Below are 13,098 nucleotides of genomic sequence, written 5' to 3'. Positions count from 1 at the left end.
GTAATTTGACCGCCCAGAGGGCGGCGTTACGGAAGTCAGTTGGCGGTTGAAACCGCTACTATACAAACAAAGTCCGCCTACGCGGACTAAGAAATAAGGGTGATATTTAAGCAGGTTTGGTAGGTGCTATTTTAATTAACAATTAGCAATTAGCAATTAGCCATTAGCAATTAGCAATTAGCCATTAGCAACGCTACTATTTTGTTGTACAGAATTATCAGGGTTTCTGGCTAAGTTTTGTTGGATGGAAATGGCTTGGCTCAAGGATGCTACTGCTTCTGAATCTTGTTTTAATTCTGATAGTAGGGCTCCTCGATCGCGCCAAGCTTCGGCGTTGTCTGGCTTGATGGCGATCGCTTTGTCATAGCAAACCATTGCTTCTTCATACTGTTTTAATTCTGAGAAGGCTGTACCTCTGTGTCGCCAAGCGTCGTAGGATTCGGGTTTGATCGCAATTGCGCGATCGTAAGCTGCGATCGCTTCTTCATATTCCTGCAATTTTGCGAAGGTTTCGCCTTTACCAAACCAAGCTTCGTAACACTGAGGCTGAATGGCTATAGCTTGTTCGTAAGATGCGATCGCTTCTACGTACTTTGAAAGTCTCCCGAAAGCTACGCCTCGGTTGTGCCAAATTTCATAGTCGTTTGGCTGGATAGAGATCGCGCGATCGTAAGAGGCGATCGCTTCTTCATACTGCTGCAATTTCCCTAAGACTGCGCCCCGATTGTACCAAACTTCGTATTTATCAGGGTTAATGGCGATCGCTTTGTCGTAGGAGGTGATGGCTTCTGCGTAGCGCTGCAATCTCCACAGCATATTACCTCGATTGTACCAAGTTTCGTATCTGTCAGCTCCGATCGTCAAGGCTTGGTCGTAGGAGGCGACGGCTTCTGCGTAGCGTTGCAATTTTCCTAGCATTGCGGCTCTAGTGTGCCACACTTCGGGATCGTCGGATTTAATACTCAGAGCTTTTTCGTAGGAGGCGATCGCATCTTGATAGCGCTGCAATCTTCCCATCGCAGCGGCGCGGTTGTGCCAAGGGCCGTATTCCTCTGGTTTAAGCGCGATCGCTTCGTCGTAGGCAGCAGCGGCTTCTTCGTAACGCTGTAATCTCATTAAAACGTTACCACGATTGTACCAAGCTTCGTAATAGTCGCGATTGAGTCCAATTGCCTGATCGTAACAGGCGATCGCTTCTTCTAATCGCTGCACTTTTACTAATACGTTCCCTCGGTTATACCAAGCTTCATCTATGTCGGCATTCATTAAAATTGCCTTCTCAAAGCTTACTAGCGCTTCCTGATAACGACCTTCAAAATAAAGCGCTTCACCTTGTTTTATATAATCGTCAGCAATTAAAGTTTCTTGAGGTTTTTGGAAGGGAACAACGTTCGACCTCGAATTAGTAGCCTCTAACTGAGATTCTGGTTTTATAGCTTCCTGCCTCGCCACAGCCGGAATCTGAGCCAGTTCTTGTACAGTTTGTGACTTGGTTTGGTAAACTTCAGTCAGCAAAACTTGCAAGTGCATTAAGAATTGCGATTTTAGGGTTTCAATTTGGTCAATAGAAGATCGGGAAAGTTCAGCTTCTCTAGCTATAAATTCAACAGAATGTTTAGCCGCACTCATTTGGGCTTCTAATTCTTCTTTTAATCTTTGAGAAAGTTCGCTAGAAGTTTTTAGTTCTGATTCCATTACTCCAATGCCTCTGAGCCGCTTATTCGCATCGGCAATTAACTCTCTGACTACCAATCTCCGAACTAGCCAAAAGAAAGCAATTGTTACACCAGGTAAGAGAGTAGAAACAATTAATAAAGCGTTGAGGAGAGTGACGGTATTGTTAAAAGCGCCCTCAGATTGAGGATCTACATTGGTGCGGAGAGCGATCGCATCGATCGCCTCGCGGACTTGGGGACTGCGATCGGCACTTAATTCTACCAGTTTTGCCAGCCAAGTTTCTTTAAGTACCGCCGCGATGTCTAAAGCGGGCTTCGCGATCGCCACCGATTTTGCTGTTACAGAAAACTCAGGTTGAGCAGCCATTAGCCACCCCTGCGAAGCTTCCAACCTCGCATTTCCAGCCGTAAATTGTTCGCTGGCAAGGGTTTCAGGAGCGCTAACAGACTGAATCGGTACAGGTGCGGTATCACTACTGCGATCGGCTTTGTAGTTCCCTTGGGGCGTATCGCGATTAGGGGTTGGAGAGTTAGCAAAGCTGCTGCCTTCGCCAGTTAAATTCTGGGATGCGAGGGCAGCCAGAGTCAAAAGAGCCACTTTCTTGAACTGCATAAACCTTAACTCACTTATGAGAAAGTAGTATTTGGCAGCAACGCACCCTCGCGATCGCGCTAATAGCTAACAGCTTTCGCTCCCCATGCCCATCCTGTTAGGGTTTGCCGCAATGATTATGAGATAATGGGTGGGTGCTAACTCCAAAATACGCAGCTCTTATAGCTCTTCAGGACAACTGGAAAAATAGTTTCAGTAGTACCGGAATGATATAGAGGACACTGATACTTTTAATTGGGACTTTCTCAAACAACCTCCTCTAACAAATAACCAATTTATTACTTGTAAAAATTTCTGTGGTAAACTCTTAGGATTAAGGAGTCTTTGATTCCCCAGTGCCGTTCACCCACTCCCATAAGTCTTGAAAAGGTTTTTGTTGCTGGTGTGATGGGTCAGCCGCCGCGATCGTAAAGCCTAAAAATACCACACTACCAAGAATAGCTAACAGCGGTAAATGTTTGGCAATTCCAAAGTCCCGCTGAATGCGAGCCAAGGGTCTGCTCTGTCTTCTGAGCATCCGTCCTACCTTGAGCTGCTTAATAGTGAAGGGGTCGCGAACGTAATGGCCACTCCAGCTAATGACTAAATGGGAATGACAGTGGGGACAAGTGAACAAACCGCTAAACATCCCAACGGGGCCTATGACGCTGGAATGATTGCAAATCGGGCAGGTGACGGAATGAGTATTATATGTGGGAGCGTTCATAACTGTTTTAGTTGTAGTTTGCGAGACCAACGACCAATTGCGACTCTGTGTTAACGCCTACGGCATAGCTCGGAGGAGGCACATATCCTTACTTCTTAGTCTACCGCTCCTATCAGCTCAATTGCCGCTTCTCAGTTTCCAAAATTTTCAAATTTCCACTCTGGCAGATGATGTAGCGCAGCGGCATAAGTCAGGTTGTATTGTAGTGGGGTGAGGGTGATGTAATTTTGGCGAATTGCTTGTACATCAGTTGGTATATCATGGGGAAGAGGTGGGTCTGTGGTTTCTTCAACTTCTTCTAATAACTCTCCTGCAAGCCAATAATAACTTTTGCCTCGCGGATCTACTCGTTTTTGAAATATATCGAAATAACGGCGGATGCCTTGACGTGCGATCGCAACTCCGGCAATTTCTTTCTGCTGGACGGCTGGGATGTTAACGTTCAATAACATTGGCTCTGCCATTGGCTTTTCAATCAAGTTCGCTACTAAATTTTGAGCAAAGTTTACTCCCGCTTGAAAATCCCGCGAAGTGTAGCTAGCTAGGCTAAAGGCAATGCTGGGAATGCCTTCGATGATGCCTTCCATTGCAGCGGAAACTGTACCAGAGTAGAGGATGTCTGTTCCCAAGTTAGGGCCGTGATTGATACCGGAAAGTACAAAGTCTGGCCGTTGTTCAAGTAATGCCCATAGAGCTAGTTTAATGCAATCGGCGGGTGTACCGGAACAAGCCCAAGCTTTCACTTTTGGATCGAAGATGGAATCAACTATTTCGGCCCGGATTGGTTGGTGAAGGGTGAGGCCGTGTCCGGTGGCGGAACGTTCTCGGTCAGGACAAACTACGCTAACATCGTGACCTGCGGCGGCGAGGGTGTTGGCAAGACTACGAATGCCTTGAGCGAAGATGCCGTCGTCGTTGCTAATTAATAGTTTTACCATCAAGTTTTGTAGTTATATAACTATTTTAGTTTACGCGATCGCTCTGTATTTCCTACTCTCAATTCTGAGAGTTTTTCTGTTTTTGATTTACTTGCTCAACTCTCTGCGCGATCGCTTCCTTTCCTATATCAATGTTTCGTTTTATTGGCACGCCGTCTTCAGTAAACATGGTAGGGTATATGGTCGCTTCTGAGTCTGGAGTTCGGCGATCGACGAGAGTATCCAACGCCTCCATATCCTCGCGATTTTCTAGCACATAAGCTGTTAGTTCTTTGTTGGACATTTTTTCAAAATTCGGTTTCATTGATAAACCTCCAAGTTCCATCTCGAAATACAATAATTTGAATTTCATCGCCAGTCATAATAAACACATATCCTCTTTGAGCATTAAAACGGAATAGCTGGATGTCCCTATATAAGTCGGACAACGACTGGCAAACAATCAAGCACATGAGTGCTTGTGGTGCTGTTGGGTAAATTGTCTTATCCTCAATTGTGGCATAAAAAATCTTATCATAGCATTGCCTATTCACAAATAGCAGTCTTCAATTACCAATTATAGAAGAAGGGACTAGGGGCTAGGGACTAGGGACTAGAGAAAGAGGGGGAACAATTACCAATTACCAATTACCAATTACCATTAAACTAAAAATCTTTATATTCCGTGTATATCTGCAATTTTTATTTCCTCGCAACTACTGCCAAATTCCAAGCAAATCGCTTCATTACTGGCAATTTCTTCAAAAAGTTATCTAAGTTTTCTAACCGCCGATATTCTGGCTCTAACCTTGCTTGTTCGATAATAATTTTCTTCCAATAGCGCTCTTTATTTGGATGCACCTTTTCTATCAAATAAAAGCGTAAAAAAATCCAAAGCGTAGCCAGCCAAAAAGTATCGTAAGCCACATCTGAATACAGAGAATTTACAAATTTAACAATATTAATATCAAGAGGAGTTTCATCTTCAGTCCGCACTTTTGTTGCCATCCGCCGATAAACATTAATTACAGGATTGTGTTTCAGCGGTTCCCAAAAACAAGCTTTTCCACCTGGTTTAAGCACTCGGTGCATTTCCCGAATTGCCATTTTAGGTTCTGGCAAATGGTGTAACAAATTCGAGGCATAAACAATATCAAAGGTATTATCTGGAAACTCTAATTCCATCGCATTTGCAGTGCAACCTTCAATTTTCACGCCGTTTGTCTCTGCTAATTTCAGAGCAACTTCTACCATTCCGGGTGAATAGTCAGTTGCTACGCATAACGCACCTTTTTTAGCGAAGTAAACGCTATTTTCACCTGCACCACAGCCCAAATCTAAGAGCTTTTTTCCTGTGATATCACCTAATTGTCTGAGAATAAATCGATTTTCGGGGGCGGTGCAGGCTTCAAAATAATCTTTAACTCGAATGCCATCGACATCAATTGTTGATGCCCAAGCATCATGGAATTGTCGCTCTTTTTCTAGTGTTTCATCTTGCATTTTAATGAGTTCCTAAATCATCTATTACGTTCCCGGAGAGTAGCCAATTCAGTAGCGAATTCTTGCTCCAAACGTTTCATGGTAGCTATATCTTCCTTGTGAACCAAGTCAATTTTACCCTCTGCGATCAACATATTGAAAAGCTCTGTACAGGAATTTATAACCTCTGCAAATTCGATCCGAGTCATATTAGGGCTGCATCGCCCTTGGCAACGATAGTAAAAGTCTGGGGGAATGCAACCGTATCGTTCTACTATAACTTGTAGTGCTGCGTAAGCCGAGTCAGTAGGTGTGACTAAATCTGAAATATTTGGTTGAGTTTCAGCCACTTGAAGAGGGGGATTTGTATGTTGAATGTTAGCATTGCTTGTCGCAGCGATCGCACTTTTCCATCCAATCAAATCCCAAGTCAAAATTGCTGAACTAAGCAACAACATCCACACCCAGAAATTCCTCATTTGCCCTCACACTAGATTACATTTAACTGCAAGAACTCTTCAGGATTCAAAATTAGAATACCTTGGAACGGGCTTAATATCAGCAAGTCATTATCTCCACTGATAATAAAACCCGCATTGCCGTTAACAGCAAGTTCCAGATACTTGTCATCCTTCGGATCTCTACAGGCAGTAATAGTTTCAGTAATCTCAATCATCTCTGCTTTTTCAATCAGATGGTCGAAAAATTGTTGCCTTTTCTCCTCTGACGTATATCTGTTGAACTTTGCCCTAGTAATGACCTCACCAAGCTCATCTCGAACAGACAGAGAAATTAAAATTTTGCCGCTGTTAATTGCCTTATCGAAAGCTTGGCGAGGCTTAGAACGAGGAAATAGCATTGCGCTAACTACCACATTGGTATCAACAACAAAGCGCTGCTTATTTCTCATTGAGAATAGACTCTAATATTTCAGGAGTTAAACCTCGCTTTTCTGCTTCGTTGCCAATTTCATCCATTAGCCGCATGAGTTTCTGAGTAGAAGTTTCAAAACCTGGATTCAATGCGGCATAAAGGCGATTCAACGCACCGATATAAGCCTGTGCTGAGGCGACAATAATATCAGTATTAGCAGCATGGCCGGAAAATACTTGATCCTCATGTCGCAACCGAATTGTCACCTCTCCGATCGCATCAATTCCCGCCGTCACTGACTGTACAGAAAACTCAATTAACTCATTCGGTACGTTTACCACGCGGTTAATGGCCCTGTACACAGCATCCACTGGCCCAGTGCCGATCGCAGCATCCGTCAATTCTTCGCCCGTTGGTGTCCTCAGCGTCACCGTCGCCGTTGGCCTGGCGCGATCGCCACAGGAAACCTGCACCAATTCTACCCGGAAAAGCTCAGGCGGTTGATGAATTTCATCGTTCGCGATCGCCTCCAAATCCCAATCAGTAATTTCCTTCTTCTTATCTGCCAAATCCTTAAACTTGACAAACGCCTTATTCAACTCATCATCTGACAGTTCAAAACCCAATTCTTTCAACCGACTTTGGAAAGCATGGCGGCCAGAAAGTTTGCCCAAAACGATTTGATTATCAGTCAAACCGATTGATGTAGCATCCATAATTTCATAAGTCAGCTTATTCTTCAAAACCCCGTCTTGATGAATTCCTGACTCGTGGGCGAAAGCATTCGCCCCTACAATCGCCTTATTTGGCTGCACCAACATCCCCGTTAAAGTCGAAACCAAACGCGAAGTCTTATAAATTTGGCGAGTGTCAATATTAGTCAAAGATTCCTCAGAATCTACTGGTCGTCCCAAGAACGGATTAAAATATTGACGACGGACGTGCAACGCCATTACTAACTCTTCTAAAGCCGCATTTCCCGCCCGTTCCCCAATACCATTAATCGTGCATTCTAACTGCCGCGCCCCATTTTTCACTGCTTCCAAAAAGTTAGCAACCGCCAAGCCTAGATCGTTGTGTCCGTGAACGGAAATAATCGCTTGGTCGATGTTAGGAACGTTTTCTTTAATGCCACGAATTAAAGCGCCAAATTCAGCCGGAGTTGTGTAACCAACCGTATCAGGAATATTAACAGTTGTCGCCCCTGCCGCGATCGCTCTTTCCAGCACTTGATATAAGAACTCTCGATCGGAACGGCACGCATCTTCTGGGGAAAATTCCACATCCTCCACGAAAGATTTAGCATGAGCAACCATCTCCGGTACGATTGCCAAAATTTCCGCTCTCGTCTTCTTCAACTTATATTCTAAGTGAATATCAGACGTTGCTAAAAATGTATGAATCCGACGATTAGCTGCTGGTTCTAAAGCCTTAGCCGCTGCTTCAATATCATTTTTACTAGCTCTCGCCAAACCGCAAATAGTCGGGCCACCTTCCACACCAACCGTCTGAGCGATTTTTTGTACCGCCTCAAAATCCCCCGGACTAGCATAGGGAAAACCTGCTTCAATTACATCCACGCCCAATCTCGCTAACTGGCGCGCGATCGTCAACTTTTCATCCACATTCAAGGCAGCCCCAGGGGACTGTTCCCCATCCCGTAAGGTCGTATCAAAAATAATAATCCGGTCTTGTCTTGATTGATTTTTCATGGTAGTAAAACCGTAGCCCTCCTGAGTTAAGTTGTGATTGAAACTTTGTTCCAACATCTGGAAAAAATCTGGTATAAGAATATGGGAAAATACATGATAATCACCAATTACCAATTACCAATTACCCATTACCAATTATTCCTAATAATCTATTTTCTCAATATGTTCGCGAATCTCGTTCAGGTCGATGTAGCGATCCGTAGCATTACGGAGTTCTCTAGCAATCATCCCTTCGGTTGATACGACAGTAATATGAGTATTTTTCGATCTTAGCAGCTCAATCGCCCTCTCAAAATCCCCATCCCCGCTGAAAAGTACAACTTGGTCGTATTGATCCACTGTATTAAACATATCTACGACTATCTCTATGTCTAAATTAGCCTTTTGAGAATATCTGCCAGAAGCGTCATCGTAGTATTCTTTGAGGATTTTAGTGCGAACTGTGTAGCCTAGGCTAATCAAAGCATCTCGGAATCCTCTTTGATCTTGAGGGTCTTTAAGACCCGTATACCAGAAAGCATTAATCAGCATTACATTTTGCTGTGCATTCTTGAAATATTCCAACACTCGTCTCGGATCGAAAAACCAGCCATTTTTTTGTTGAGCGTAGAACATATTGTTCCCGTCTACAAAAATAGACAGACGGTTCATGGAGTTTGACATAAAAACTTAGACCTAATAATTGTAGAAAGGAATTTAATCTAAGTATTAGATTTTAGCAACATGGAGTTAACCTAGGCAATGGAATAAAATTAAGAAATTTCCATTTCCCCAGTATTTCATATTTTAGGCTCTACTGCCACAGAGTTGCTTTCATCTCATAAGCAGGCTGCCTTTGACCAGAGGTATCGGCTGAGGGCAACTTGATGGCAAATGTCTCTTTGGCGATCGCTCCGCTAAAAACAATAGTTATTGCCCTGTTGCAGCCCTCTAGCCTGCTCCTAGTTTTTGCACGCTCTTCCCTCCCTCTCTGATTCAATTGCAGCAATTTAAGCTTAAGCCTTTTTGCTCTCCAGAGCCCAGCGAGCCAACTCCGTCCGGTTGTGGAGGCCTGTCTTGCCCAACATATTGCTAACATGGCTTTCAATTGTCCGCTGGCTGACATTCATCACATCTGCTATCTCGCGGTTTGCCAAACCTTGGGACACCAACTGTACCACTTTTAACTCGGTCGGAGTTAAATCGACGTTGCGGCGGGCCTTCATTTTTGGCCCATTATCGATCGCATTGTTTTGGTGGCTAATCAGTCTCGTTGCTTGTTTGAGGGAAGATTCTACTTGTGCTACGAGTTCTTCTGGCTCAAAAGGCTTGACAATGTAAACGTCAGCCCCCGTACTAAGACCTTTAACTCTATCTTGGCTTTGACCCTTGGCAGACAGAAACAAAACTGGAATCCAACTGGTGCGAGGATCTTCTCTGACGTGCTTGACTAGGGTGTATCCGTCCATCTCTGGCATCATCACGTCACAGATGATCAAGTCTGGAAGATCCTCTTCTAGTTTTTCCAGGGCTTCTCGGCCATTTTCTGCTGTGACGACATCGTAGCCCCGAAACTCTAGATAATCTTTGACTAGCAGTATCAAGTTGGGGTCGTCGTCAACCAACATTAACCGTTTTGGGTCGGTTGTATTCATGCGTAATTCCAGTGCTTTGAGCCTACAGTATAAGTTTTTCTAGTACAGTTCTGATAAAACGTGCTTGAGACTGCTTATTTTCAGCCAATTTAGGGTAAGCGAACTCATTTATTAAGCCATCTTAGCTATCCAGTCATTCTAGTATTTTTCTTGTTCGATAGCGCAGGTCTAAGGCTGTTCCAAATAGAAAGCTTTATTGATTGCAACTTCTGAATACTATAGAGAAATTTCACTATACTGCCTACTTACACGATTGAATGTTTTGAGCGGCGGCTGGGAAGAGCAAAGCCTGATTTTGCCTTTGATAACTAGCCGTTGTAATCTAATTCCTAGCGATGGCGATCGCCATCGCCATCGCCACAGGAAATGTTCCCGAGTACATAAGCCCTAATCTGGCAGAGGATGAATTAAAAAAGCATATTCCTGAACTATGTGGGAACCGATAAGATGCTCTTGAACGATCCTCTCAATGATGGGAGGTGTGACATTCCGATACCACACACCATCTGGATAGATGACCATAATCGGGCCGTTGCTACAAACGCGCAGACAATTGGCTTTGGTGCGAAAGACGCAACTTGGGCGATCGCCTGAAGGTTTATCTAATTGTAGTTCCTGCAAGCGTTTTTTTAGATAGTTCCAAGCTTCTAAGCTGGCTTGTTTGTCGCAGCACTTGGGTACGGTTTGATCGGCACAGATAAAAATGTGCCTTTCGATTCGATCCAGTCCCAGACTTTTGACGCAAGCGGTTAAGCTTGAGGTACAAGATTCTTCGCTGTTTTGGCTACTGTCTAAGGATTTCGAGGTGGCGATCGCGATTGATTCTCGATCGGACATAGGGCTGATGGCGTGAAACTTCGTTCCTATTTTCGCACTGTCTGGGGTGCTGACTACGAAGAAGGGACTAGAGGAAGAAGGGACTAGGGGAAGAAGGGACTAGGGGTGTAGGCTACGTTACGAAGAGTTTTGTGTAAGTCCTACCCTAAATTAGTTCGGGAACCCGTACTGAGAAATTAGTTGCGATCGCCCCCTTAACCAGTTAAATTAGCACTCAGGAGTCGAGAGTGCTAACTCTCAACGAAATAAGCCAAAAGGCAGAAGGTACAGAGTAAAAATACTTACCCTCTCCTTCCAAGGCTTAACTCTTAAAAATTTGCAAAGGCTGTAATAAGCGAGGATTTTGTATGGCAGCAGTATCTCTGAGTGTTTCTACCGTTAAACCTTTAGGCGAGCGCGTGTTCGTGAAAGTTAGCGCTAGCGAAGAAAAGACGGCTGGTGGTATTTATATACCCGACAACGCGAAAGAAAAGCCTCAAGTAGGGGAAATTGCAGCAGTAGGCCCCGGCAAGCGCAACGATGACGGGACTCGCTGTGAAATGGATGTCAAGGTTGGCGACAAGGTTCTTTACTCCAAGTACGCCGGTACCGACATCAAACTCGGCACTGATGAATATGTCTTACTTGCCGAAAAAGATATTCTGGCGATCGTTGACTAAATGGCTAATGGCTAATGGCTAATGGCTAATGGCTAATAGCTAATAGCTAATGGCTAATGGCTAATGGCTAATGGCTAACGGTTAACGGCTTAACGGTTAATGGCTTAACGGTTAATGGCTAATGGCTTAACGGTTAATGGTTAAGAGCAATTAGCAATTAGCTATTAGCAATTAGCTATTAGCAATTAGCAATTTTTCAAATTACAAACAAATTTCACTTACTGGAGTCGAAAACTATGGCTAAGCGTATCATCTACAACGAAAATGCACGTCGCGCTCTAGAACGCGGTATGGACATTCTGGCAGAAGCAGTGGCTGTCACCCTCGGCCCTAAAGGTCGTAATGTAGTTCTAGAGAAGAAATTTGGTGCTCCTCAAATTGTTAATGATGGCGTTACCATCGCTAAAGAAATTGAACTGGAAGACCATGTTGAAAATACTGGTGTGGCTCTGATCCGTCAAGCTGCTTCCAAAACTAATGATGCTGCTGGCGATGGTACCACGACTGCAACTGTGCTGGCTCACGCTATGGTCAAAGAAGGCCTGCGGAACGTAGCTGCTGGTGCGAATGCGATCGCTCTGAAGCGCGGTGTTGACAAGGCGACTAGCTTTTTAGTAGAAAAGATTGCCGAACACGCCAAACAAGTAGAAGATTCTAAAGCGATCGCTCAAGTTGGTGCAATTTCCGCCGGTAACGACGATGAAGTTGGCCAAATGATTGCTAACGCAATGGATAAAGTCGGTAAGGAAGGTGTGATTTCCTTGGAAGAAGGTAAATCCATGACCACCGAGCTCGAAATTACGGAAGGGATGCGCTTTGACAAAGGCTATATCTCTCCTTATTTCGTGACTGATACTGAGCGGATGGAAGCAATTCTTGAAGAACCTTTCATCTTATTAACTGACAAGAAAATTGCTCTGGTACAGGATTTAGTTCCCGTATTAGAACAAGTAGCACGCGCTGGTCGTCCCTTGTTGATCATCGCTGAAGATATTGAGAAAGAAGCTTTAGCTACTTTGGTAGTCAACAAACTGCGCGGCGTTTTGAATGTAACTGCTGTAAAAGCCCCTGGTTTTGGCGATCGCCGCAAATCCATGTTAGAAGATATTGCTGTTTTAACTGGTGGCCAAGTAATCACCGAAGATGCTGGCTTGAAGCTTGACAATACCAAGTTGGATATGCTAGGTAAAGCACGCCGCATTGCTATCACCAAGGACAACACTACAATTGTTGCCGAAGGTAACGAAGCTGCTGTCAAATCTCGCTGCGAACAAATCCGCCGCCAGATGGACGAAACCGAGTCTTCCTACGACAAAGAAAAGCTACAAGAGCGCTTAGCTAAATTGGCCGGTGGCGTAGCTGTAATCAAGGTTGGCGCTGCGACTGAAACCGAAATGAAGGATCGCAAACTGCGTTTAGAAGATGCGATTAACGCTACCAAAGCTGCTGTGGAAGAAGGCATTGTTCCCGGTGGTGGCACAACTTTAGCTCACCTGACACCTCAGTTAGAAGAGTGGGCAAATAGCAGTCTGAAGGGTGAAGAATTAACCGGTGCTTTGATTGTCGCACGGGCTCTAGCTGCTCCCTTAAAGCGGATTGCTGAGAATGCCGGTTTGAATGGTGCTGTGATCGCTGAGCGCGTGAAAGAGAAGCCATTTAATGTTGGTTTCAATGCAGCTACTAATGAGTTTGTAGATATGTTTGAAGCTGGTATCGTTGACCCTGCAAAGGTGACTCGTTCCGCTTTGCAAAATGCAGCTTCTATTGCTGGCATGGTGTTGACGACTGAGTGTATCGTCGTTGATAAGCCTGAGCCCAAGGATGGCGCTCCTGCTGGTGCTGGTGGCGGTATGGGCGGTGGTGATTTCGATTACTAATCGCTAGTTTGATGGGGCGGGCTTTTGGGCTCGCCCTGTTATTTTGAGCGCCCAGGAAACTCTTGACATTTCCAACCTGAAGTTTTAGGATGGAACCATAAGGAATAATTGA

14 protein-coding genes are annotated in these 13,098 nt (G+C 44.5%); 2 read left to right on the top strand and 12 right to left on the bottom strand.

Annotated elements, in window-relative coordinates; all coding sequences use genetic code 11:
* Positions 1 to 177: 177 nt before the first annotated feature.
* The 12 genes from PY364_RS13880 to PY364_RS13825 form a co-directional block, all read right to left on the bottom strand.
* Entirely contained in the window at positions 178 to 2,289 is a 2,112-nt protein-coding gene (locus PY364_RS13880; protein WP_275523314.1) for a tetratricopeptide repeat protein, read from the bottom strand.
* Between the two features lie 313 nt (positions 2,290 to 2,602).
* The gene (locus PY364_RS13875; RefSeq protein WP_275523313.1) at positions 2,603 to 2,995 is read right to left on the bottom strand and encodes a hypothetical protein; all 393 of its coding nucleotides are present in this window, start codon (positions 2,993 to 2,995) and stop codon (positions 2,603 to 2,605) included.
* A 131-nt stretch (positions 2,996 to 3,126) separates the two neighbouring features.
* Positions 3,127 to 3,933, bottom strand: coding sequence for a 5'/3'-nucleotidase SurE (surE, locus tag PY364_RS13870; protein WP_275523312.1), 807 nt, complete (start codon positions 3,931 to 3,933; stop codon positions 3,127 to 3,129).
* Between the two features lie 58 nt (positions 3,934 to 3,991).
* Positions 3,992 to 4,237, bottom strand: coding sequence for a hypothetical protein (locus PY364_RS13865; RefSeq protein ID WP_275523311.1), 246 nt, complete (start codon positions 4,235 to 4,237; stop codon positions 3,992 to 3,994).
* Positions 4,221 to 4,466: a hypothetical protein gene (locus PY364_RS13860; RefSeq protein WP_275523310.1), complete on the bottom strand. Its 246-nt coding sequence runs from the start codon at positions 4,464 to 4,466 to the stop codon at positions 4,221 to 4,223. The genes PY364_RS13865 and PY364_RS13860 overlap by 17 nt, the downstream gene beginning before the upstream one ends.
* 148 nt (positions 4,467 to 4,614) lie before the next feature.
* Entirely contained in the window at positions 4,615 to 5,415 is an 801-nt protein-coding gene (locus tag PY364_RS13855) for a class I SAM-dependent methyltransferase (RefSeq protein WP_275523309.1), read from the bottom strand.
* A 17-nt stretch (positions 5,416 to 5,432) separates the two neighbouring features.
* Positions 5,433 to 5,873, bottom strand: a complete 441-nt coding sequence (locus PY364_RS13850; RefSeq protein WP_275523308.1) for a hypothetical protein — start codon at positions 5,871 to 5,873, stop codon at positions 5,433 to 5,435.
* Between the two features lie 11 nt (positions 5,874 to 5,884).
* Positions 5,885 to 6,304, bottom strand: a complete 420-nt coding sequence (locus PY364_RS13845) for a putative toxin-antitoxin system toxin component, PIN family (protein WP_275523307.1) — start codon at positions 6,302 to 6,304, stop codon at positions 5,885 to 5,887.
* Complete coding sequence (locus tag PY364_RS13840; RefSeq protein ID WP_275523317.1) at positions 6,294 to 7,979, bottom strand: 2-isopropylmalate synthase; 1,686 nt, start codon at positions 7,977 to 7,979, stop codon at positions 6,294 to 6,296. Before PY364_RS13840 ends, PY364_RS13845 begins: the two co-directional genes overlap by 11 nt.
* Before the next feature lie 141 nt (positions 7,980 to 8,120).
* Entirely contained in the window at positions 8,121 to 8,642 is a 522-nt protein-coding gene (locus tag PY364_RS13835) for an NYN domain-containing protein (RefSeq protein WP_019487804.1), read from the bottom strand.
* Between the two features lie 332 nt (positions 8,643 to 8,974).
* On the bottom strand, positions 8,975 to 9,613 hold the full coding sequence (locus PY364_RS13830) for a response regulator transcription factor (protein WP_275523306.1): 639 nt from the start codon (positions 9,611 to 9,613) through the stop codon (positions 8,975 to 8,977).
* Positions 9,614 to 10,000: 387 nt separating this feature from the next.
* On the bottom strand, positions 10,001 to 10,450 hold the full coding sequence (locus PY364_RS13825) for a ferredoxin (RefSeq protein WP_275523305.1): 450 nt from the start codon (positions 10,448 to 10,450) through the stop codon (positions 10,001 to 10,003).
* 347 nt (positions 10,451 to 10,797) lie between these two features.
* Here PY364_RS13825 and groES point away from each other — a divergent pair, with 347 nt between their 5' ends.
* Both groES and groL read left to right on the top strand, forming a co-directional pair.
* Positions 10,798 to 11,109 (top strand): co-chaperone GroES, encoded by a 312-nt coding sequence (groES, locus tag PY364_RS13820; protein ID WP_007353484.1) that lies wholly within the window; start codon positions 10,798 to 10,800, stop codon positions 11,107 to 11,109.
* A gap of 236 nt (positions 11,110 to 11,345) precedes the next feature.
* Positions 11,346 to 12,986, top strand: coding sequence for a chaperonin GroEL (gene groL, locus PY364_RS13815; RefSeq protein ID WP_272031687.1), 1,641 nt, complete (start codon positions 11,346 to 11,348; stop codon positions 12,984 to 12,986).
* Positions 12,987 to 13,098: the final 112 nt, after the last annotated feature.

This window comes from Kamptonema sp. UHCC 0994, assembly GCF_029167235.1.
Lineage (GTDB): Bacteria > Cyanobacteriota > Cyanobacteriia > Cyanobacteriales > Microcoleaceae > Kamptonema.
This window is presented reverse-complemented; position numbering and strand designations above follow the sequence as displayed.